20 protein-coding genes are annotated in these 21,729 nt (G+C 49.5%); 2 read left to right on the top strand and 18 right to left on the bottom strand.

Translation table 11 applies throughout. The features are described from left to right. From der to rlmN, 8 genes are all read right to left on the bottom strand, one after another. Complete coding sequence (der, locus tag BFC18_RS11645; protein ID WP_070125719.1) at positions 1-1,443, bottom strand: ribosome biogenesis GTPase Der; 1,443 nt, start codon at positions 1,441-1,443, stop codon at positions 1-3. Positions 1,444-1,576: 133 nt separating this feature from the next. Continuing rightward, positions 1,577-2,836: an outer membrane protein assembly factor BamB gene (bamB, locus tag BFC18_RS11640; RefSeq protein WP_139139004.1), complete on the bottom strand. Its 1,260-nt coding sequence runs from the start codon at positions 2,834-2,836 to the stop codon at positions 1,577-1,579. An 18-nt stretch (positions 2,837-2,854) separates the two neighbouring features. After that, complete coding sequence (locus BFC18_RS11635) at positions 2,855-3,475, bottom strand: YfgM family protein (protein ID WP_070125718.1); 621 nt, start codon at positions 3,473-3,475, stop codon at positions 2,855-2,857. Between the two features lie 47 nt (positions 3,476-3,522). Beyond that, entirely contained in the window at positions 3,523-4,794 is a 1,272-nt protein-coding gene (gene hisS, locus BFC18_RS11630) for a histidine--tRNA ligase (protein WP_083273039.1), read from the bottom strand. A 99-nt stretch (positions 4,795-4,893) separates the two neighbouring features. Then, positions 4,894-6,015: a flavodoxin-dependent (E)-4-hydroxy-3-methylbut-2-enyl-diphosphate synthase gene (ispG, locus tag BFC18_RS11625; protein ID WP_070125716.1), complete on the bottom strand. Its 1,122-nt coding sequence runs from the start codon at positions 6,013-6,015 to the stop codon at positions 4,894-4,896. A 2-nt stretch (positions 6,016-6,017) separates the two neighbouring features. Beyond that, on the bottom strand, positions 6,018-7,007 hold the full coding sequence (gene rodZ / locus BFC18_RS11620) for a cytoskeleton protein RodZ (protein WP_070125715.1): 990 nt from the start codon (positions 7,005-7,007) through the stop codon (positions 6,018-6,020). 17 nt (positions 7,008-7,024) lie between these two features. Then, positions 7,025-8,122 (bottom strand): type IV pilus biogenesis/stability protein PilW, encoded by a 1,098-nt coding sequence (pilW, locus tag BFC18_RS11615; RefSeq protein WP_070125714.1) that lies wholly within the window; start codon positions 8,120-8,122, stop codon positions 7,025-7,027. 27 nt (positions 8,123-8,149) lie between these two features. Continuing rightward, positions 8,150-9,268: a dual-specificity RNA methyltransferase RlmN gene (gene rlmN, locus BFC18_RS11610; protein ID WP_070125713.1), complete on the bottom strand. Its 1,119-nt coding sequence runs from the start codon at positions 9,266-9,268 to the stop codon at positions 8,150-8,152. Between the two features lie 407 nt (positions 9,269-9,675). Here rlmN and BFC18_RS11605 point away from each other — a divergent pair, with 407 nt between their 5' ends. Beyond that, a complete protein-coding gene (locus BFC18_RS11605) occupies positions 9,676-11,814 on the top strand; it encodes a M3 family metallopeptidase (protein ID WP_070125712.1) in 2,139 nt (712 codons plus the stop codon). 211 nt (positions 11,815-12,025) lie between these two features. Further along, the gene (locus tag BFC18_RS11600) at positions 12,026-13,027 is read left to right on the top strand and encodes an NADP-dependent oxidoreductase (protein WP_070125711.1); all 1,002 of its coding nucleotides are present in this window, start codon (positions 12,026-12,028) and stop codon (positions 13,025-13,027) included. A gap of 132 nt (positions 13,028-13,159) precedes the next feature. Here BFC18_RS11600 and ndk read toward each other — a convergent pair whose 3' ends face one another. From ndk to iscR, 10 genes are all read right to left on the bottom strand, one after another. Further along, a complete protein-coding gene (ndk, locus tag BFC18_RS11595) occupies positions 13,160-13,591 on the bottom strand; it encodes a nucleoside-diphosphate kinase (RefSeq protein WP_070125710.1) in 432 nt (143 codons plus the stop codon). A gap of 165 nt (positions 13,592-13,756) precedes the next feature. Next, positions 13,757-14,170, bottom strand: coding sequence for a SufE family protein (locus BFC18_RS11590; protein ID WP_070125736.1), 414 nt, complete (start codon positions 14,168-14,170; stop codon positions 13,757-13,759). A gap of 22 nt (positions 14,171-14,192) precedes the next feature. Continuing rightward, on the bottom strand, positions 14,193-14,714 hold the full coding sequence (sufT, locus tag BFC18_RS11585; RefSeq protein WP_070125709.1) for a putative Fe-S cluster assembly protein SufT: 522 nt from the start codon (positions 14,712-14,714) through the stop codon (positions 14,193-14,195). Positions 14,715-14,738: 24 nt separating this feature from the next. Further along, positions 14,739-15,095 (bottom strand): HesB/IscA family protein, encoded by a 357-nt coding sequence (locus tag BFC18_RS11580; protein ID WP_070125708.1) that lies wholly within the window; start codon positions 15,093-15,095, stop codon positions 14,739-14,741. A 12-nt stretch (positions 15,096-15,107) separates the two neighbouring features. Continuing rightward, on the bottom strand, positions 15,108-16,325 hold the full coding sequence (locus BFC18_RS11575) for an aminotransferase class V-fold PLP-dependent enzyme (protein ID WP_070125707.1): 1,218 nt from the start codon (positions 16,323-16,325) through the stop codon (positions 15,108-15,110). Beyond that, positions 16,322-17,581 (bottom strand): Fe-S cluster assembly protein SufD, encoded by a 1,260-nt coding sequence (sufD, locus tag BFC18_RS11570; RefSeq protein ID WP_070125706.1) that lies wholly within the window; start codon positions 17,579-17,581, stop codon positions 16,322-16,324. Before sufD ends, BFC18_RS11575 begins: the two co-directional genes overlap by 4 nt. Next, complete coding sequence (sufC, locus tag BFC18_RS11565; protein ID WP_070125705.1) at positions 17,578-18,339, bottom strand: Fe-S cluster assembly ATPase SufC; 762 nt, start codon at positions 18,337-18,339, stop codon at positions 17,578-17,580. The genes sufD and sufC overlap by 4 nt, the downstream gene beginning before the upstream one ends. A 2-nt stretch (positions 18,340-18,341) precedes the next feature. Further along, complete coding sequence (sufB, locus tag BFC18_RS11560; RefSeq protein ID WP_070125704.1) at positions 18,342-19,778, bottom strand: Fe-S cluster assembly protein SufB; 1,437 nt, start codon at positions 19,776-19,778, stop codon at positions 18,342-18,344. Between the two features lie 298 nt (positions 19,779-20,076). Next, entirely contained in the window at positions 20,077-21,240 is a 1,164-nt protein-coding gene (locus BFC18_RS11555; protein ID WP_070125703.1) for an IscS subfamily cysteine desulfurase, read from the bottom strand. Continuing rightward, positions 21,237-21,725, bottom strand: a complete 489-nt coding sequence (iscR, locus tag BFC18_RS11550; RefSeq protein ID WP_070125702.1) for a Fe-S cluster assembly transcriptional regulator IscR — start codon at positions 21,723-21,725, stop codon at positions 21,237-21,239. The genes BFC18_RS11555 and iscR overlap by 4 nt, the downstream gene beginning before the upstream one ends. Between the last annotated feature and the right edge of the window lie 4 nt (positions 21,726-21,729).

Here is a 21,729-nt window from a genome sequence, read left to right as displayed (position 1 = left end):
TTACTTCTTCTTGTGAAACGCCATTAAACGTTTACGCTTACGCTGCTGTGCCAGCGTAAGTTGGTTCTTCTTCCCTTCAAACGGGTTTGCCCCTTCACGGAATTCAATTTTGATTGGCGTACCCATTATTTTTAACGATTTGCGGTAATAGTTCATCAAATAGCGTTTGTACGAACCAGGCAGATCGTTCAATTGGTTCCCGTGAATAACGATGACAGGCGGGTTGTAACCACCAGCATGGGCATATTTCATTTTCACCCGGCGTCCACGAACCATAGGCGGCTGGTGTTCAGCCTGCGCCATTTCCATGATTTGCGTCAGCATGGCCGTGCCTACGCGCTGTGTTGCGCTGTCGTATGCTTCCACCACAGATTCAAACAAATTCCCCACCCCAGAACCGTGCAGGGCTGAAATAAAATGCAGACGGGCAAAATCAATGAAACCGAGACGGCGATCCAGCTCGCGCTTGATCTCGTCTTTAATGTCAGTTGTAAGACCATCCCATTTGTTTACCGCTACCACCAGAGAACGGCCTGAGTTCAGCACATAGCCCAACAGACTTAAATCCTGATCGGCCAAACCTTCACGGGCATCAATCACCATCAACACCACGTTTGCTTCTTCAATGGCTTGCAGAGTTTTCACGATGGAAAATTTTTCTACCGCGTCTGCCACACGTTTGCGTCGGCGCACACCCGCAGTATCGATAAGGATATATTCGCGGTCATCACGTTCCAGCGGAATGAATACGCTATCACGGGTGGTGCCCGGCAAGTCATACACCACGACCCGCTCTTCACCAAGAATGCGGTTAGTTAACGTAGATTTACCCACATTAGGTTTACCTACAATCGCCAGCTTGATGGGCAAGTTTTTTAAGCGCTCAAGCTGTTCTTCTGCGTCCAGCTCTTCCTGCTCAACCTTCGGCTTTACCTGCATATCAGGAAAGTCTTCAGCCAGTGGTAACAAGGCCTCTTCCAGCAATTGGGTGACGCCACGACCGTGCGCAGCAGCAATCTGGTGAACGTTACCGAGCCCTAATGTGTAAAAGTCTGCGCTTTCACTGTCACCGTCGATACCGTCTACTTTGTTCGCCACCAGAAACAGCTTTTTGTTCACTTTACGAAGATGTTCAGCAATACCGATATCCGCAGGCAGTAGCCCTGCTCTTGCATCCACCAGAAACAGTACAACGTCTGCTTCGTCGATGGCGCGCAGCGATTGCTGCGCCATTTCGGCATCAATACCTTCTTCATCGCCGGTGATACCGCCGGTATCCACCACGATGAATTGCTTTTGTTCATACGTTGCCTGCCCGTATTTGCGATCCCGGGTCAATCCCGGAAAGTCGGCAACCAAGGCGTCGCGCGTATTGGTTAAACGGTTAAACAGAGTGGATTTACCCACGTTAGGGCGGCCCACGAGTGCAACAACAGGCAACATGCTTGAAGTCCTAAAATAAACGAATTTAATAACGAAACTGGCCGCATATCATGCGGCCAGCGAAATGAATCGGGCGATTATACCCTAAAAGACAGGCTGTCGTCAGCTAAAGGCTAACGACAAACAACAGGTGTTATTCTGGCGTTGTTAACGACGCAACATCACCTTCGCGGGTTACGGCGATAATCGCATTACCTACACGCAATGGCGCGGCAAATACAGACTCGTCGTCATCGTCGCCGCCTAAGTCATAGCGGGCAGCAATCTTACCAGATTCCTTGTTAATCCAGTGTACGTAACCCCACTTATCGCCTACAACGATGTAGTTGCCAATCGGCTCAGCGGCAGTTAACACACGCTGCTTCAAACCGCTTTGCGACCACATCTCAACCCCGTTTCGACGGTCTAATGCGTAAACGTGAGAGTTATTATCAACCACGTACAAGGCATTCTCTTCCAACGAAACATTGCGATAGGAGCCGTATTCACGTTTCCAGATCACCCGGCCAGAGCGTAATTCAATTGCAGCAAGCGTACCGTTATACGAGATAGCGTAAATAATACCGCCGTAAAGTAACGGAGCTGCATCAACATCAACAATTCGCTCAAGTTCAGTTGCACCACTTGGCGCTGTGATCGGCGTTTCCCACGCTACGATACCTGAGTCAATAATATTGACCTGTATTTTTCCGGTAGGTGTTCCAACAATAACACCGCCATTACTGATTGCGGGTGTTGAAATACCGCGCAACGTCAGCGGCGGAACATCGGATTCATTTTGCCAAGCCGACTCACCGGTCTCAGAATCAAAGGCAAACAAGGTACCTGCACCGGTGTTAACCACCACAAGCCCTTCACCCGATGCCGGTGCAGCAAGGATCTCACCTTCTACACTTTTCGACCAGTTCAACTCTCCGCTCTGGGCATTCAGTGACATCAGTATGCCGTCTTCGGTACCGACAAAAACGCTTTCACCACTCACAGACAAGCCTGCAATTTTTGCCGAAGCGCCTGAAGACCACAGATTAGTGATGGAAGATTTCCATCCTTCGTCTTTAAACACGGCAAAATCTTTTTCCCAGATTTTGTCGCCGCTTTGAGGGTCTAACGCAGCAACAACGCCATGACGGTCTGCAATGTAGAGTTTATCGTTGGCATAAACCGGTCTTAAGTGAGAAAAGTAGCCATCAACGCCATCCCCGACTTCGGTTTCCCAATTGACCGTAGGCTTAAATTCAGCATCAAGAGGCGCTAATCGACGGATTTCCAACTCTTCTTCGTCGGCAAACCAGTCTGAAATAGTCGTACAACCCGACAGCGACACTGACAACAACAGCGCAAGGCCTGTAGCCCGTGTAATTCGGCCAGTACGGCCACACGTGTTAGTTAACAAATCCGATACCTCTGTTTTTTATTTTGCGGCAGCAACTGGCAGATTATCCAGTTTCATTTCAAGCAGCATGTTACCACTGTTGGCTTCCAGCGCTTCTGAGTAAGCCATACGCGCATCATCAAATTTTTCCTGAGCAACCAGAACGTCGCCTTTGACTTCTTTGACTGCACCTTCAAACGCTGGGTCCGTAATATCTTTCAATGTACTCAGCGCGGCATCTGCGTTGCCCTGCTCGAGTTGAATGCGAGCCAGACGTAAAGACGCCACAGCGGCGAGATGTTTGTCACTGGTGGTATTCTTTACTTTTGTCAGTGTGTCAGCCGCTGCGGTAAGCTCGTTAGCACTCACTGACTGCTGAGCGGCAACCAAACCTGCAATGGCAGCATAGCCGGTGCTGTCTGTTTTATCGATGAAGCTCACCAGCTTATCGTCATTACCATCAGCTTGAATCGCTTCAACAGCCGCCTGATATTCTGCAGATGCCAGCTCTTTCGATTCGCGCTGGGTGTCAGAGTAGTAACGCCAGCCCCACAGGCCGCCGAGACCAATAACAGCACCGATAACGATGGCTGCACCGTTATCTTTCCAAAACTTTTTAATCGCTTCTACTTGTTGTTCTTCTGTGGCGAATTGTTCCATGTTTAAACCTCTGAATATTCTTCTTTGCTGCCATTCTGATGCAGCGATTAATTCACTAATCCGGCTAGCTTCTCGGCCAGTGCTGACAGTGCAACGGTTTCTTGCTCACCGTCACCACGCAGTGGTTTTACCGTAGCCAATTGTTTTTCCGCTTCGTCACTGCCAAGCAGAACGGCAACGGTTGCGCCGGTTTTGTCCGCACGTTTTAGCTGCTTCTTAAAGTTACCGCCGCCGCAATGCATCATAATGCGCAATTCAGGACAGCTATCTCGTAACTGTTCAGCTACCGTTAATGCATAAGTTTCAACGCCCATAGACGTAACATACACATCAGCGGCACGATTATCTTCGTCAGTGGCTTGCAGTGTGGTCAGTAACAAGACTAATCGCTCCATCCCCATGGCGAAGCCTACCGCTGGCGTCGCTTTGCCGCCCAATTGTTCAACCAGACCATCATAACGACCACCGGCACATACGGTGCCCTGCGCGCCCAGACTCTCTGTGACCCACTCGAAAACCGTGCGGTTGTAGTAGTCTAAACCACGTACCAGTCGTGAATTAACCTGGTATTGGATACCTGCTTGCGTTAATCGTTCACATAAATTTGAAAAATGTGTTTTTGATTCTTCGTCGAGGTAATCCAGCAGCGAAGGCGCATCGGCAATGGCGGCCTGAACATCAGGATTTTTGCTGTCGAGTACACGCAGTGGATTGGTTTCCATACGACGCAAGGAGTCTTCGTCGAGCTTTTCAGCGCGGGCTTTCAGATATTCTACCAGCGCATCGCGGTAGTTCTGGCGAGCTTCGTTTGAACCCAGGGAGTTAATTTGCAGCGTGACCTGATCACTGATACCAAATGCTTTCCAGATACGCGCGCTGAGTAAAATCACTTCCACGTCGATATCTGGCCCGTCGATGCCGTAGGTTTCTACACCAAACTGGTGAAACTGACGATAGCGACCTTTTTGTGGGCGTTCATGGCGGAACATGGGGCCCATATACCATAAACGTTGTTGCTGGTTGTACAACAGACCATGCTCATTACCGGCACGCACGGTGCTGGCGGTGCCTTCTGGACGCAGAGTCAGGCTATCGCCGTTTCTGTCCTCGAAGGTATACATCTCTTTCTCTACGATATCAGTGACTTCACCGATAGAGCGCTTAAATAAATCCGTACTTTCCACAATAGGGGTACGAATTTCCTGATAACCGTAGTTCGCCACAACCTGGCGCAGGGTGGATTCCACTCGCTGCCATGTACCAGACACTTCTGGCAGGCAGTCATTCATTCCACGGATTGCCTGAATAGTTTTAGCCACCTGAAATTCTCATCAAACTGATAGTTAAAAGCCCCGCATTATAGGGGCTTTAACCTGAAACAACAATCTTCGCCGAAACCAGTGTCGACGATACTTCTTTTACGATTCTTTTACTGACACATCGATACGGTTGGCTTCATCCAATCGCGCCGCTTTGGCGCGAATGCGACGCTCTAGTTGGTCAACCAGGTCATCGTTTGCCAGACGTTCGCGCTGACGCTGTCCGTCTTCGTAGAAACCACTCATGTTACGGGCGCCAGTTAAGCCAAGGTCAGACACTTCAGCCTCACCCGGACCGTTCACAACGCAGCCGATAATAGACACATCCATCGGCGTGAGAATATCCTCAACACGCTGCTCTAACGCATTCACCGTGCTGATCACATCAAATTCCTGACGGGAGCAGCTCGGACAGGCAATAAAGTTGATACCACGAGAGCGAATGCGCAGGGATTTAAGGATATCGAAACCCACTTTGATTTCTTCCACGGGATCAGCCGCCAAAGACACCCGTAATGTATCGCCAATCCCCTCAGCCAGCAGCATACCAAGCCCAACCGCACTTTTTACTGCACCCGCTCGCTGACCACCGGCTTCCGTTATGCCGAGATGTAGTGGCTGTTCAATTTGCTTCGCCAGTAAGCGATAAGCTCCCACGGCCAGGAACACATCAGACGCTTTAACACTTACTTTGAACTGGTCAAAATTCAGCTTATCAAGAATGTCCACGTGGCGCATGGCGGACTCCACCAACGCTTCTGGTGTTGGCTCGCCGTATTTTTCCTGCAGATCACGTTCCAGTGAACCACCGTTTACACCAATACGAATTGGAATACTCTTGTCTCGGGCACAATCGACAACCGACTTCACCCGCTCCAGATTACCAATATTGCCCGGGTTAATACGCAGACAATCTACACCGTACTCCGCCACTTTCAGGGCGATTCGATAATCAAAGTGGATATCAGCTACCAGGGGAACCGTCACTTGCTTACGGATTTCTTTAAAGGCTTCTGCGGCATCCATGGTCGGTACAGACACACGAACAATTTCGCCACCTACCGCAATAATACGATTAATTTGCGCAACGGTCGCTGCCACATCCGTGGTTTGCGTATTGGTCATTGACTGCACGGCAATTGGCGCACCATCGCCAATGGGCACATTCCCCACATTTATCCGAATGGACTTTCTGCGTTTGATGGGACTTTCAGTAAACATGATTAATCCTGCATTGGTAACGAGAAGCGCGCAATCCTGCCATTCTGGAATGCGGAAATATCTACGGCTTCTCCATCAAAGGTTATACTTACACCTTCAGGTGCACCTAAGGTCACTTTAAACGGTGCCTGCCCGCTCACCGGCATCACCCGGCCTGCAGCTTTTACCCCATAGGCAATGGCTTCGCCTGTGGCGTCTTCAATATTAATCCAGCAATCTTCGTCGAAGGTAAACACCAGGTCGACCACGTCGCTGTATGTTTCGTTTAGTGTTTCGACGGCGACTTCCTGGCTCTGGGTCACAGCGTCACTGACAGCGGTTTCGTTTGTATCGATGCTGTCGGCCGCATCTTGTTCAGGGGCATCCGTTTCTGCACTATTTGCTTGTGCCGCGGCAGGTTGATTAACCGTGTCAAAAGATGCCGACTCGGTAGAAATGGCGGGCTCAGTAGAAGACGATTCAGGTTCAGTGGGCGCATTTGCAGCAACTTCAGGCATATTACGCTGCTGCGACGGCATAACCACCGTATTCTGTGTCTCTTCTGTAGTGTCATTATCGAGTACAGAACCGATATCCGATTGCTGATACCACCAGGTCACAAACGCAGCTAACAGTAAAAAGAGAATGACCCAGGTCACCATCATCCACCGATCATCATGGGCCTGTTTTGCCACCCGTTTTGAGAAACTTTGTAGCTTCGCTGGCGGTTTAGTGGTGGTATGAATACGATTAAACTCTGCCAGCACGACGTTTTCATCCAGCCCCAGCTGTTTGGCATACATGCGAACGTAGCCTTTTGCGAAGGTCGCTGACATTGTGTCGTCGAGATGATCGTTTTCAATATCCTTAATATTTTTCAGTTTCAGAAATATCTTGTCGGCCATTTTCTGCTGAGAAAGCCCCGCTTTTTCACGGGCATTGCGCAACATTTCTCCCGGCGTGGGGCGGCTTTCAGTATTCTGTTCGTCAACCTGACTTTCTTTTGAACTCATTAGAAACCCTGTCAGTGTTACTGGCGTGGAGACAAACGTAAACGCATGCCTACTTCGATGTCTCCCGGATCAGCGAGATCATTCCATTCTTGGATCCGAGCCATTTTAAGATTATATATCAACGATATACGATAAAGGTTTTCACCTCGCTGCACGACGTGGTAGCGCACACCGTTTTCAGAACCGCTATTCTGCGGACTCTGTCGCGAAGAAGCAACCGCGGGCTGTTCTGCCGACACCTTTGCTTGTGCAGGCGCTACTGCTGGCTGATTCGCTGGCACCAGGGCCTTGGCGGTCTTTTCACTTGGCGTCGGCTTAGGTTTCACCCGGCGCACTACCTGTGCTTCCTGATTGGCCCGTTTAATCACTTCACTACGATAAGCTAATGCAGCTTCACTCTGGGGATACATGGTTACCAGCATCTCACCGTAACCTTCAGCTGTGTCTTTATCGCCAAGCCCTTCAGCTATGGCAATGGCTAGTTGTATAGACTCGGGACTCACGCGGGACACACGCTCGTAACGACGCATGGTGGCTTCCGCTTTTTCCCACTGCGCTGTTTTCACGTACAGGTCTGCGAGCATGAAAAGGCTTTGTGTGCGTCCAGGCTGATGATTCAGCGCACTATTGAGATACTTGATGGCAGCATCGGTTCTGCCTTCTTGCAAGGCACAGATAGCCATATTTTCATAGGTTTCTGCAGAGCCCGCGTATTGCAGATTATCGAGGGCTTTTTGGAAGAAGGTTTCAGCTTTGTCATATTGTTTACGTTGACAAAGAAACGCACCGTAACTGTTGGCAATTTCTGCATTGCGCGGCGCAAGGGTCATTGCGTCGTCGTAGGAATCTTCAGCGCGTTCCCACTCTTCTACGGTTTGATAATAATAGGCAAGAGAATAATGGGCATCAGCATAGCGGGGAGCAAACTCCAACGCTTTGTCGAGGTTTACTTTTGCCTGCTGATAGTTCCCGTTCTTCAAATACGTCAGACCCAGCGAAATACGTGTCTTCGCCGCCTGTTCCATATCGAAATCATCGCCGTTCATTGCGCCCGGCTGATTCTGACTAACACATCCTGTTAATGCAATAACGAGAGCGAGTACGCTTAATCGCATGAAGCTCCTACCTCTGAAGTCAATTCGCTATTGCGCCATTTTTACCGAAATCGCTTCACCTTTCATCTGTTTCTTCAACATTCGTTTCGTTCTGTCTTTCACATCGCCTACTAATTGACCACAAGCGGCATCAATATCATCACCACGCGTCTTACGCACCACCACGGTAATGTTGTAACTCATCAGCACTTTTGCAAAGCGGTCGATGCGAGAATTGCTCGAACACAGGTACGGTGAACCGGGATACGGATTAAACGGAATAAGGTTGATTTTACACGGCGTATCTTTCAGAACCTTGGCTAACTCGTGGGCTTGGTCGGTACTATCATTGATGTTCGACAACATCACGTATTCAACGGTAACCTTGCCCTGATTTGCCTTCGACTTGCTCAGGTAACGACGCACGCCAGCCAGAAATGTTTCAATGTTGTACTTTTTGTTGATAGGTACAATTTCATTGCGCAACTCGTCAGTTGGCGCGTGAAGTGAAATAGCCAACGCCACGTCAATCTGGTCGCCCAGCATATCCAACGCAGGTACAACGCCTGAGGTACTTAACGTCACACGGCGCTTAGACAAGCCAAAGCCGAAGTCATCGAGCATCAGGTCCATTGCTGGTACCACGTTCTTCAGGTTTAACAGTGGTTCGCCCATGCCCATCATCACAACGTTGGTGATAGGACGCTTGGACGAGTCTTTTGATAGGCCAAGAAAAGTCGCCACACGCCATACCTGACCGATAATTTCACTTACCGACAGGTTGCGGTTAAACCCTTGCTGCGCCGTTGAGCAGAAGGTACATTCAAGGGCACACCCTACCTGAGAAGACACACAAAGCGTGGCGCGCTCGGTTTCCGGGATCCAAACCGACTCGACTTCCTGCCCCCCTTCAAGGGCCAGCGCAAACTTAATCGTGCCGTCTGACGCTTCCTGGTAATACGCAATTTCAGGCGCGACCACTTCGGCATATTCAAGGAGTTTGGCACGCAGGTTTTTGTTGAGGTTACTCATCTCATTAAAATCGCTGACACCCTGCTGATAAATCCACTTCATCACCTGATCAGCGCGGAAAGGCTTCTCCCCCATTTCGGCGAAAAATTCCCGTAAGCCTGCACGGTTAAGATTTAAAAGGTTTGTCTTTGCCATAAATTGTCGATGACCCCAAGGTTCTGTCGTATTCAAATTCAGTGAGTGCAAGACACCGCATCTACCGCTTTAAAAAGCGTGATGGGTTTTCCGTTCCGGTCGATTTGTCTTCCATGGAATGCACCGGGTTACCGCCCGGCGATGTCGGCTGCGTGAGAAGAGAACGAACGCCTCGCCAACAGGACTGACTTGCACAAATTTTAGCCGCGCATTCTATCATAGCGACTGTGGCGAAGAAAGCGATGAAAACGGGCTAATCGCGATAAACCTACGGTTACCCGAGACTGCAGTCATTGTAGGTAAGCTGCCCCATTGCTAGAGTAAGCTGGAATAAACCAGATAACGGGAACACTCCCGCATCACAACAACAACCCGGAACAGAATCCGGGGCATATTTGGAGAACCTAATGCGAAAGTCACTGATGGCGACAGCCGTTGCGGCAGCACTCGCCTTAACGGCCTGTAGCCCTGCGAAAGAAGAAACTAAACAGGCATCAACCCCTACAGCGAGTACTGAATCTGTGCAAACTGAGAACGTTCTGCTGAAACCCAGCACGCTGGATTATCAGACCCCTGATTTCGACAAAATCACTACCGAGAACTATGAGCCTGCATTTGAACAAGGCATGGAAGAACATGCTGCAGAAATAGATGCAATTGCTGCCAGCGAAGAGAAGCCCACTTTTGAGAACACGATTCTGGCCATGGAGACCAGCGGTGAATTGCTGAACCGCGTTGCAACCGTATTCTTTAACTTGTCGGGCATTATTTCCGACAGCGAAATCCAGCGCATCGAAGCAGAAATAGGGCCGAAACTTACCGCACACAGCGACAGTATCTTTTTAAACCCAGCCCTGTTTGCGAAAGTGAAAACCGTTTATGAAAATCGCGAATCACTGAGCGCCATCGATAAACGCTTAACCGAAAAGACCTACGAGCAATTTGTTCGCGCAGGTGCCAACCTGACTGATGAACAAAAAGCGAAAGTCCGTGAAATCAACGGCGAAATTACTAAGCTGCAAACCGAGTTTTCTCAGAACATCCTGGCCTCGTTTAAAAACGATACCATTTTAGTGACTGACGAATCTAAGCTCGCCGGCTTATCAGACGGCGACAAAGCCGCACTAAAATCTGCTGCAGAAGGTGCGGGCAAAGAGGGATATTTAATTACTCTCGTCAATACAACCCGTCAGCCAGTTTTAACCAGCTTAGAAAATCGTGAACTGCGTAAGCAAATCTGGGAAAAATCAGCCAATCGCGCCATTGACGTAAACGGCCCAATCATCCTCAAGTTGACGCATCTGCGCGCTGAGAAAGCGGCGTTATTAGGCTACGAGAATTGGGCGTCTTACACCATTGAAAATCAAATGGCGAAAACCCCGGAAAACGTGTTTAAGATCCTTGATGATCTGGCACCACAAGCCGTCGAGAAAGCCAAAACAGAAGCCGCTGACATTGAAGAAGTCATGCATGCTGATGGTGTGAAAGGTGATGTTCAACCTTGGGACTGGGCATACTACGCCGAAAAAGTACGTAAAGCGAAATACGATCTCGACGACAGTCAGGTTAAGCCTTACTTTGAACTGAACTCAGTACTGGAAAACGGTTTGTTCTTTGCCATGGAAAAACTCTACGGTATTACATTCAAAGAACGGTTTGATCTGCCAATGTACGTGGAAGATGCCCGCCTGTTTGAAGTGTTCAATGAAGACGGTTCTAACATCGGCCTGTTCTACTTCGACCCTTATGCCCGTGAAGGTAAAAACGGCGGCGCGTGGATGAGCGAGTTTGTCACGCAATCGTTCTTAAACGGCACCAAGCCAGTGGTTATTAACGAACTCAACATCGTGAAACCGGCTGATGGTGAGCCAACGCTGCTTTCCTTCGACGAAACCTCTACCCTGTTCCACGAATTCGGACACGCCGACCATGGCCTGTTTTCACAGGTTAAATACGCTAGTCTGGCTGGAACATCAACGGCCCGTGACTTCGTAGAGTTTCCGTCGCAGTTTAACGAAGACTGGGCTATCGATCCGGCAGTATTGGCAAACTATGCCAAGCACTATAAAACCGGTGAACCGATCCCTCAGGCACTGCTAGATAAGATGATGAAAGCCGTGAGCTTTAATCAGGGCTTCAACACCGTTGAATATCTGGCAGCTGCCCTGTTAGATATGGAATGGCATATGATTGGCGCAGATGAAGAAATCACCGACGTTGCCGCCTTTGAGAAAGCCGCACTGGAAAAACACGGTATCGACTATGCGCCGGTACCACCACGTTATAAATCAGCTTACTTCAGTCATACATTCGCAGGTGGCTACTCGGCCGGGTACTATGCCTACCTGTGGACAGAAGTATTGGCAGCCGATGCGTTTGCCCATATGGCAGAAAATGGCGGCCTGACCCGTGAGAACGGCGACTTGTTCCGTAAGGAAGTGCTGTCGAAAGGTAACAGCGAAGATCTGATGCAGAACTACGTGGATTTCCGCGGCCAGGAACCTACCGTCGATGCGTTATTGAAGCGTCGCGGACTGAAAGACTAAGGCCGTTAAAGACTAAGCATTTAGCCCAAAAGTTAGTCTAGATGCATAACTCTACAAGACGAGGCATAACGCCTCGTCTTTTTATTACGATCACCTTAATCGCGTTAGCGCCACCGATTCATCGATGAAGAACTTGAATATGTCCTCCGTCGCCTACATTCACTTTCCACAGTACCTCAAAAACAGTACCCCAAAATATGTGGAGACATGCATGACAACCCATAAAGAGATTTTACTGGTCAAACGTCCCGGTGAAGACAAGCAAATTGGCGAACATTTGTTTGAGGTGGTTGAACGGGAAACCCCGTCTGCCGGTGATAACCAGATCCTGATAAAACAAACTTATATGTCTTTAGATCCGGCCATGCTCGGCTGGATGGCTGAAGACCGTGAAAGCTACATTCCTCCGGTGGAGCTTGGCGAGGTAATGCGTGCTAGTGGCGTGGGCAAGGTGATTGACTCGAACCACCCTGACTTCGCTGAGGGCGACTTGGTGATGGGCATGATGGGTTGGCGAGAATACCTTGTCAGCGACGGCAAAGGACTTAACAAATTACAGCCCGGTATTAACGAACAAACCGCCCTCTGTATATTTGGCTTGCCAGGACTCACCGCAACCCAAGGCCTATTGAATATAGGCAAACCTAATACCGGAGAAACCCTGATTGTTACCGGCGCTGCGGGCTCGGTGGGCAGCATTGTTGGGCAAATAGCCAAAGCAGAAGGCCTACGCGTTATTGGTGTAGTGGGTAGCGATGAAAAAGCAGATTGGATTGTGAATGAACTGGGCTTCGACGGCGCGATTAATTACAAGACTGACGATCTGAAAAGTAAATTGAAGGCACTTACTCCCGACCGCATTGATCTGTTTTTCGAAAACACCGGCGGGCCAATTCAACATCATATCTTCAACCGCCTGAATGAACATGCTCGCATTGTAGTATGCGGTATGATTGCCGATTATCAGGCCGATGAGCCGTCTCCGGGGCCCAACTGGATCCCGCTTATAAAGAAACGGGCGAGCATTCAGGGTTTTGCCATGCCGGACCACCTGCACAAAGCCGGCGAATTAGTGCAGCAACTAGCGCCCTATGTACAGAAAGGTCAAATAAAGTATCGCTCCCATGTGCTTGAAGGACTCACCAGCGCCATGGATGGATTGAATTTACTTTTTGAAGGTAAGAATACCGGTAAATTAATGGTGAAGCTTTGATGCAGTAAGCATTATTCGGGGCAAGATAACCCATAGAGACATCTCCCCTAAATCACACTGCAAATAAAAAAAGCCTGTCAGTTCACACTGACAGGCTTTTCTTATATTTCTTCGCTTCCGCGTCGTTAAAAATTAACGAGTGCGTGGGCAGATTTCTTCGTCAGAGAAGAAGTACGCGATTTCGCGAGCAGCAGACTCTGGTGCGTCAGAACCGTGTACTGCGTTTTCGTCGATAGACGCTGCGTAATCTGAACGCAGAGTACCGGCAGCTGCATCAGCTGGGTTAGTCGCGCCCATGATTTCACGGTTTTTAACTACCGCATTTTCGCCTTCCAGAACCTGAACCATTACTGGACCAGAAGTCATGAAGTCTACCAGTGCGCCGAAGAAAGGACGCTCTTTGTGTTCTGCGTAGAAACCTTCAGCTTGTTCTTTGCTCAGGTGCAGCATTTTAGATGCAACGATGCGCAGACCAGCAGTTTCAAAACGGTTGTAAATTGCACCGATAACGTTTTTAGCTACCGCATCAGGCTTGATAATAGAAAATGTACGCTCGAGAGCCATTCTTCTGTCTCCAATGAATCATTAAAATTTTGGCCGCGAATTATAGGCAATTCCCGGGCTGTTGACCAGAGGGAATCGTCAATCCCTTTCCTGCACGATAATATGACTGAGTATTATGCCCAGTGCTTCGTGAAGAAAGTGTGACAACGCCCTGATTTATTTAGCTTAGTTAATAGAACGTCTGGCCAATTCTTGAATTTTAGCAACAATTGCGCGCAGGCCGTTTCCCCGTGTCGGCGTGATGTGCCTCTCTAAATCTAACTCAGTAAAGTATTCGTCGATGTCGAAATCGAGAATTTGTTTCGGTGTTTTATTGTTATATGCCGCCATTACCAGTGCCAGCAAACCTTGAACGATGACCGCGTCACTGTCTACCGAAAATGTTACCAAGCCGTTCTCGACCCGTGATTCCAGCCATACACTACTTTGACAACCCTTCACCAGTTTGTCTGGCGTTTTAGCGTCTTCAGGCAGACCATGAATAGATTTACCTAAATCGATAATGTACTGATAACGTTGTTCCCAGTCATCAAAAAACGCCAAATCGTCAACGATATCCTGGGTGCTGGGGAGAGACATTGTCATTGGAGACCCTTCTGTCTTAGAAAAATAAACCGGCTTCGAGCTGAGCTTCCTCGCTCATTTTATCCCGTGACCAAGGTGGATCAAACACCAGCTCTACCTTTACCTCACTCACGTTGGGCACCATACCTATGCGGTACTCTACATCCCCCACCAGAACAGGACCCATACCGCAACCAGGCGCAGTGAGCGTCATATCTACCGCGACGGTCTTTGCTGCTTGATCGATAGCAACATGATAAATGAGGCCTAATGAAACAAGGTTGATTGGGATCTCAGGATCGTAGATGGTCTCCAGCGCGTCCCATACCTGCTGCTCGCTGATGTTGCCGTCTTCCGGGGTTGTGAAATTAAGCACCATAGGTTCACGACCGATGGCATCGGCATCGGTACCATCGATACGATACATATTGCCACGCCAGGTGATGGTGTAGTTGCCACCCAGTTCTTGTGTGATGGTAACAAATTCGCCGCCGGGGATCGTTGCGATTTGACCGGCGGGGACAAGACGGGCTTTGCAGTCACGTTCCGTGACCACCATTTTTTGCGCTTTTGCCAAAATAAATTAACCGATATTGAAGCTTTCGCCGCAGCCGCATTCGTCTACGACATTAGGATTGTTATACTTGATTACGCCGTTAACACCTTCCTGAACGTAGTCAATTTCTGTATTACGAACAAACTGAACAGCGTCTTTAGAAACCGCCACCATAAGCGCGTTACTGGCTTCCACCAGCTCGTCATCGGCTTCTGGACCGTCTACCATATCAAGTACATAAGCGTAACCAGTGCAACCGCTCACTTTAGTTGATAGACGAATCACACTACCCGGCTTTTTAGCGACTTTTTTCTCGAAGTGCTTTACCGCACTGTCGGTTAATGAAATAACCGTGGTGGATGGAACAAACGTTTCTACAGCCATGTTGCCTCCTGCTTAAGCAAGCATCATATTCGCCTTGCGAAGTGCGTCATACAATTTGTCGACTTCTTCAAGGGTATTGTAAATAGAGAATGACGCCCGTGCGGTGCCTGGAATACCGAACTTTTTCATCAGTGGCTGCGCACAGTTGTCACCGGTCCGAATGGCTACGCCCTGACGATCGAGAATGAACCCCACATCAGCGGGATGGGCGTTGCCGAGCATAAAACTCATCACCCCGGCCTTCTTCGGCGCTGTACCAATGACACGCATACCATCGATAGCCGACGCCTGCTCATGTGCCGAAGCCAATAACGCTTGCTCATGAGCTTGTACTGCAGCTAAATCCAGTTCTGAGAACCAGTTTACCGCGGCGCCAAGGCCGATAACACCAGCAATATTGGGGGTACCAGCTTCAAGGCGGTTAGGCAGTTGTCCCCAGGTAGCATCCTGATAGGTAACATCGGCAATCATTTCACCGCCGGTAAGCCAAACAGGCCAGTTTTCCAGCACTGATTTGCGGCCCCACAGTGCACCAATACCTGTTGGCGCAAACAGTTTATGACCAGAAAATGCATAGAAATCACAGCCAATTGCCTGCACGTCCACGCCGCCGTGGGCAATACCCTGAGCGCCGTCTACCAGCACCAGTGCATTCACTGCTTTGGCTTTTGCAGTGAGCTCCTTTATGGGATTAACTGTACCCAACGCATTTGACACGTGGGGGAACGCGACTAAGCGCGTTTTATCGTTAAGCAGTGCACTGAAAGCGTCTACGTCGAGCTCGCCGTTTTCGAAAATCGGCGCGACTTTCAGTGTGCCCCCAGAAACCTTACAGGCTTGCTGCCAGGTCACCAGGTTGGCGTGGTGCTCCATTTCAGTAACCACCACTTCTTCACCGGCTTTCAGCAACTGGCCTAGCCCACGGGCCACCAGGTTGATAGACTCGGTAGTACCTGCAGTCCAGATCACTTCTTCACGACCGTTAGCATTGATAAATGCCGCTACGTCGTCCCGGGCCTTTTCGTAGCGACGGGTCGCTTCGTCAGACAAGAAATGGGCGCCACGATGCACATTGGCATTGGTGGTGGTGTAAAAGTCGATAATCGCGTCCAGCACTACCTGCGGCTTCTGCGTGGTTGCAGCGTTATCGAGATAGACTAGCGGTTTGCCGTCTATCTCGCGCTGTAAAATCGGAAATTGCGCCCGCAGGGCCTTTACGTCCAGAGTCATTTCACTTCCATCTGGGAAAAACGTTCACTGAGTTTTGGCAATAACCAGTCTGCGATGGCTTCTTTCGGAATTTGGGTAACCAACTCCTGAATAAAACCAAAGTTCAGCATAACCAGTGCCTTACTACGCGGAATACCACGGCTGAGCATGTAATACAGTGCGGTATCGTCGATTTCTGCAACGGTGGCACCGTGGGCACATTTCACGTCGTCGGCGTAAATCTCAAGCTCTGGCTTGGTATTAATCAGTGAGCGACGAGATAACAGCAGATTACGGTTGTTCAGTTCAGCCAGGGTTTTCTGCGCATCACGATGAATATGAATACGACCGTTAAATACGGCGCGGGCTCCGTCACCTACGATACCACGGGCGTTTTCTTCCGACGTTCCGTTAGGAACAGCATGTTCCAACGTGGTATGCAGGTCGAACAGCTCGCCTTCGGCCAGCAGATAAATCGCATTCATTTTTGCATTAGCGTGCTCACCGGCATGCCACACGTCGATATCTAAGCGGCTCAATTCACTACCGTAACCCACTAGCGTGCTGTTCAGGCTGGCTTCTTCACCCAACTTAAAATGGCTACCACCGATCTGTTTCGCTTTGCCAGTAAACAGTGCGAAACGGTAGTGCTCAAGGTGCGCGTGGTCAGCAATGCTGTATTCGGCAAACGCCGTAGTCAAACTATCTGCACTGCCCTCACCGTGTTCCATGACCGTCAGCTTTGCTGCTTCGCCTAAGCGAACCAGTACGCGGGTGTGTGCGTCGCCTGTTTGTGTACTGAGGTTAAGCACACGAACAACGGGCTTAATTTTCGCACCCGCGGCCACGTCAATGAATACGCCTTGCTTTGCAACGGCATCGTTCACCAGACCAAAAGTGTGGCGAGCAGGTTTAATCTTGGCAAAAATGCTTTTGATAGCCGCCTGTTCATCATCACCGGCTTTTTTCAGTGACTTGATTTTCAGGCCTTTAGGCAATGACAGTTCACTGATATCGGTAACCAGTTTACCGTCAGCAAATACCAAATCGATGGTATCGAGCTTGTCGATTTGTGGCACTGCAGGTTCGTCAGTGACTTTCGCTTTGATTGCTTTACGTTTTTCAACGCTGGTCAGCGGGGTAAAGCGCCATTGTTCAGCACGTTTACCCGGCCAGCCCTGCTCCTGCAGCGCTGCCAGTGACTTCTTACGTTGTGAAGAAAGGAAGTCAGAAACATCCTGAGCGTTGTCAATGACTTGTTCCAGCCATTGGCTCATGCTTCACTCTCCTCGTATTTTTTACCTAAGAAAGCGTAACCGTTTTTCTCAACTTCCAGCGCCAGAGACGCATCGCCGCTCTTGACGATTTTGCCGTCGGCAAGAATGTGTACGAAATCAGGTTTGATGTAGTCGAGCAGACGCTGATAGTGAGTTACCACGATGAAGCTGCGCTTGTCGTTGCGCTGACTGTTTACGCCGTCAGCCACAACCTGCAGGGCGTCGACGTCCAGACCAGAATCTGATTCGTCAAGAATACACAGTGACGGCTCAAGCAAAATCATTTGCATGATTTCGTTACGCTTCTTCTCACCACCAGAAAAGCCTTCGTTCACGCCACGCTTAAGGAAATCCAGCGGCAGCTGGACCTGTTTGCAGGCTTCTTTAGCTTTCTTGAGGAATTCTGCGGCAGTCAGTGGCTCTTCACCACGTTGTTCGCGCATTGCATTCACCGATTCCTTCATGAATTCCATGTTTGAAACACCCGGAATTTCTACCGGATACTGGAATGCCAGGAACAGACCTTCGCGGGCACGCTCTTCTACGTCTAAATCCAGTAAGTCTTTACCGTTCAGTTCTACCGTACCGTCAGATACTTCGTAGCCATCACGGCCAGACAGTACATAGCCCAGTGTGGATTTACCCGCACCGTTAGGGCCCATGATAGCGTGTACTTCACCTGGACCAATTTCCAGATCAAGACCTTTAATAATGGTCTTTTCTTCGACGCTGGCATGTAGATTAGAAATTTTTAGCATTATTACCCCACTGAACCTTCAAGACTAATTTCGAGCAGCTTGCCAGCTTCAACGGCAAATTCCATTGGTAGCTCTTTGAATACTTCTTTACAGAAACCATTAACGATCATCGACACGGCTTTTTCCGCGTCCAGACCACGTTGCTGGCATAAGAATAACTGCTCATCGCTCACTTTCGACGTTGTCGCTTCGTGTTCTACGATGGCGGTTGGGTTTCTGCTTTCAATATACGGGAATGTGTGTGCACCACACTGGTCGCCGATTAACAGCGAGTCACATTCGGTAAAGTTACGGGCACCGTCTGCACGGGGACCCATTTGCACCAGACCACGGTAAGCGTTATTGCTCTTACCCGCGGAGATCCCTTTCGAGATAATGGTGGAACGAGTATTTTTACCCAGATGAATCATTTTCGTGCCGGTATCGGCTTGCTGACGGCCTCGAGTCAGTGCCACTGAGTAGAACTCACCCACACTGTTGTCGCCTTTCAGCACACAAGAAGGATACTTCCAGGTGACTGATGAACCAGTTTCAACCTGCGTCCACGAAATTTTTGCATTGGTGTGACAAATACCGCGTTTGGTTACGAAGTTATAAATACCGCCTTTACCGTCTTCGTCGCCCGGATACCAGTTCTGTACCGTTGAATATTTGATTTGCGCATCGTCCATGGCGACCAGTTCAACAACCGCTGCGTGCAACTGGTTCTCGTCACGCTGAGGTGCAGTACAGCCTTCAAGATACGATACGTAACTGCCTTCTTCGGCAACAATCAGCGTACGCTCAAACTGACCGGTATTTTGTTCATTAATACGGAAATAGGTCGACAGTTCCATCGGGCAACGAACGCCTTTTGGAATAAATACGAATGAACCGTCGGTGAAAACTGCACCGTTCAGTGCCGCATAGAAGTTGTCTGTACGCGGCACCACGGAACCCAGGTATTTTTTGATGAGCTCTGGATACTTGTGAACAGCCTCAGAAATCGGGCAGAAGATTACGCCGGCATCTTCCAGCTTTTCACGGAATGTGGTTACAACAGACACTGAATCAAATACCGCGTCAACGGCTACACCCGCCAGCATTTCCTGCTCGTGCAGCGGAATGCCCAGCTTTTCGTAGGTGCGCAGCAGCTCAGGATCGACCTCGTCCAGAGACTTCGGTTTATCTTTCATACTTTTAGGCGCGGAATAATAAGAAATGGCCTGGAAATCCACTTTTGGATATTCCACATGGGCCCACTCCGGCTCTTCCATTTGCAGCCACGCGTTGTATGCTTTTAAACGCCATTCAAGCATCCACTCCGGCTCGCCCTTCATTTCTGAAATGCGGCGGATAACGGATTCGTCAAGCCCGTTTTCGAAGGTTTCGGACTCGATTTCAGAATAGAAACCGGCATCGTACTTTCGCGAAAGCGCCTGATCGATCTGTTCACTCATTATTGGATCTCACCTGTTTGCCTGAAAATGCAGATTTACCTGATTGCCGGAGCCATGTCGGTCTTGCTCTGGCGCCACTGTATGTTATTCACACACAATAGAAACCTGCACGTTAAATCGGTTTAAATTGTATAATACCTGAGTATTTCACTCAAGAATTAGCCCGGTAGCAGAACACTGGCGGACAGCTTTCATGCAAGACCGCTTAAAAAAGCGTGCGCATGATGCCCGAAACTACACAGCAGTTCAATGTTTACGCGGTTCAGCACTGCTTAAACGCTGCCGTTTACTAGCAAGATTAAGCCCCGCGAAGCCCGCTAACAACGGTTGTGACTTTATCAATCACATAATCAATATCTTGTTCGGTAGTAAACCGCCCAACACTAAAACGAATGCCACTGTGCGCTAGTTCAGCCCCCATGCCCAATGCAGCAAGTACATAGGATGGTTCGAGACTGGCAGAGGTGCAGGCAGAACCTGACGATACAGCAATATCGTTCATTGCCATCATCAGGCTTTCGCCGTCCACACCACCAAAGCTCACGTTGAGATTACCCGGCAGACGCTTTTCCTCGTGGCCGTTCAGATACACGTCATCGAGTTGGCGAATTCCCGCCCATAGCTTGTCGCGAAGCGCAGCGATTTGTGGCATTTCTTCGCTCATGTTTGCACAAGCAATAGCTATGGCCTCACCCATGCCTACTATTTGGTGCGTAGGCAATGTGCCCGAACGCATACCACGCTCGTGACCACCGCCGTGAATTTGCGCAGCAATGCGGGCTTTGGGTCGACGGCGCACATATAACGCGCCAATGCCTTTGGGGCCATAAATTTTGTGCGCTGAAATAGATAATAAATCCACATCCAACGCACTCATATCGAGGGCAAGCTTACCTACAGACTGGGCGGCATCGACATGAAATAGAACCCCTTTTTCACGGCAAATTTTGCCAATCGCGGCAATGTCTTGTATCACGCCAATTTCGTTATTGGCGTGCATTACACTCACAATTACCGTGTCGTCACGAATGGCATCTTCCACCTGCTGGGGTGTGATCATGCCTTGTTCGTCGACTTCAAGAATAGTGACGTCGCAGCCTTTTTTCGCCAGCGCATCACAGGTATCCAGCACCGCTTTGTGTTCGGTGTTCACAGTGATGATATGGCGACCTTTCTCTGCGTTTGCTTCCATTGCACCTGCAATCGCCAGGTTATCTGATTCGGTGGCGCCGGAAGTGAAAATAATTTCACGTGGGTCACAATTAATAGCATCTGCAATCTGATTACGGGCCACGTCTACCGCTTCTTCTGCTACCCAGCCATAACGGTAAGTGCGTGACGCAGGATTACCGAAATTGCCGTCGATGGTTAGACAAGCCATCATTTTTTCTGCCACCAGGGGGTCTACCGGTGTGGTGGCAGCATAGTCCAGATAAATGGGTTGTGAAACGTGATTGCTCATGACAACTGGATGCTTACCTTAATATCATCAAGTGGTTTGAGAACTGAGGTGTTTTTGTCTTGACGGCCTGCAACTTCCTGCACCTGACGCTGCGACATCAATTCGCCAAGGGTAATAGAGTCGAGGAACACGCTAATGCGGTCGCTCAAATCCTGCCACAGGCTGTGCGTAAGACAGCGTTCGCCGCCCTGGCAGTCTGCCTGACCCTGACAACGAGTGGCATCGACAGATTCATCAACGGCGCGTATAACTTCACCAACCGCAATACGCATGGCGTCACGGCCTAATAAGTAACCGCCGCCGGGTCCGCGCACGCTGTCTACCAGCTTTTCTTTGCGCAACCGAGAGAATAATTGTTCAAGATAGGAAAGCGAAATTTCCTGACGTTCTGAGATGTCCGCCAGTGGCACGGGTCCACGGGTAGAATGTAGCGCCACGTCAAGCATTGCCGTGACCGCGTAACGTCCTTTTGAGGTTAATTTCATGACT

Origin of the sequence: Alteromonas confluentis, from assembly GCF_001757105.1 — a bacterium.
GTDB lineage: Bacteria > Pseudomonadota > Gammaproteobacteria > Enterobacterales > Alteromonadaceae > Alteromonas > Alteromonas confluentis.
The sequence above is the reverse complement of the archived record's forward strand: the minus strand, read 5'-3'. Positions and strand labels throughout refer to the sequence as shown.

What these genes read in the sequence shown, in the direction of transcription:
- der (WP_070125719.1), bottom strand. Translation starts at nt 1,443, where the DNA reads ATGTTGCCTGTTGTTGCACTCGTGGGCCGCCCTAACGTGGGTAAATCC.
- BFC18_RS11635 (WP_070125718.1), bottom strand. Translation starts at nt 3,475, where the DNA reads ATGGAACAATTCGCCACAGAAGAACAACAAGTAGAAGCGATTAAAAAG.
- ispG (WP_070125716.1), bottom strand. Translation starts at nt 6,015, where the DNA reads ATGTTTACTGAAAGTCCCATCAAACGCAGAAAGTCCATTCGGATAAAT.
- rodZ (WP_070125715.1), bottom strand. Translation starts at nt 7,007, where the DNA reads ATGAGTTCAAAAGAAAGTCAGGTTGACGAACAGAATACTGAAAGCCGC.
- pilW (WP_070125714.1), bottom strand. Translation starts at nt 8,122, where the DNA reads ATGCGATTAAGCGTACTCGCTCTCGTTATTGCATTAACAGGATGTGTT.
- rlmN (WP_070125713.1), bottom strand. Translation starts at nt 9,268, where the DNA reads ATGGCAAAGACAAACCTTTTAAATCTTAACCGTGCAGGCTTACGGGAA.
- BFC18_RS11605 (WP_070125712.1), top strand. Translation starts at nt 9,676, where the DNA reads ATGCGAAAGTCACTGATGGCGACAGCCGTTGCGGCAGCACTCGCCTTA.
- BFC18_RS11600 (WP_070125711.1), top strand. Translation starts at nt 12,026, where the DNA reads ATGACAACCCATAAAGAGATTTTACTGGTCAAACGTCCCGGTGAAGAC.
- ndk (WP_070125710.1), bottom strand. Translation starts at nt 13,591, where the DNA reads ATGGCTCTCGAGCGTACATTTTCTATTATCAAGCCTGATGCGGTAGCT.
- BFC18_RS11590 (WP_070125736.1), bottom strand. Translation starts at nt 14,170, where the DNA reads ATGTCTCTCCCCAGCACCCAGGATATCGTTGACGATTTGGCGTTTTTT.
- sufT (WP_070125709.1), bottom strand. Translation starts at nt 14,714, where the DNA reads ATGGTGGTCACGGAACGTGACTGCAAAGCCCGTCTTGTCCCCGCCGGT.
- BFC18_RS11580 (WP_070125708.1), bottom strand. Translation starts at nt 15,095, where the DNA reads ATGGCTGTAGAAACGTTTGTTCCATCCACCACGGTTATTTCATTAACC.
- BFC18_RS11575 (WP_070125707.1), bottom strand. Translation starts at nt 16,325, where the DNA reads ATGACTCTGGACGTAAAGGCCCTGCGGGCGCAATTTCCGATTTTACAG.
- sufD (WP_070125706.1), bottom strand. Translation starts at nt 17,581, where the DNA reads ATGAGCCAATGGCTGGAACAAGTCATTGACAACGCTCAGGATGTTTCT.
- sufC (WP_070125705.1), bottom strand. Translation starts at nt 18,339, where the DNA reads ATGCTAAAAATTTCTAATCTACATGCCAGCGTCGAAGAAAAGACCATT.
- sufB (WP_070125704.1), bottom strand. Translation starts at nt 19,778, where the DNA reads ATGAGTGAACAGATCGATCAGGCGCTTTCGCGAAAGTACGATGCCGGT.
- BFC18_RS11555 (WP_070125703.1), bottom strand. Translation starts at nt 21,240, where the DNA reads ATGAGCAATCACGTTTCACAACCCATTTATCTGGACTATGCTGCCACC.
- iscR (WP_070125702.1), bottom strand. Translation starts at nt 21,725, where the DNA reads ATGAAATTAACCTCAAAAGGACGTTACGCGGTCACGGCAATGCTTGAC.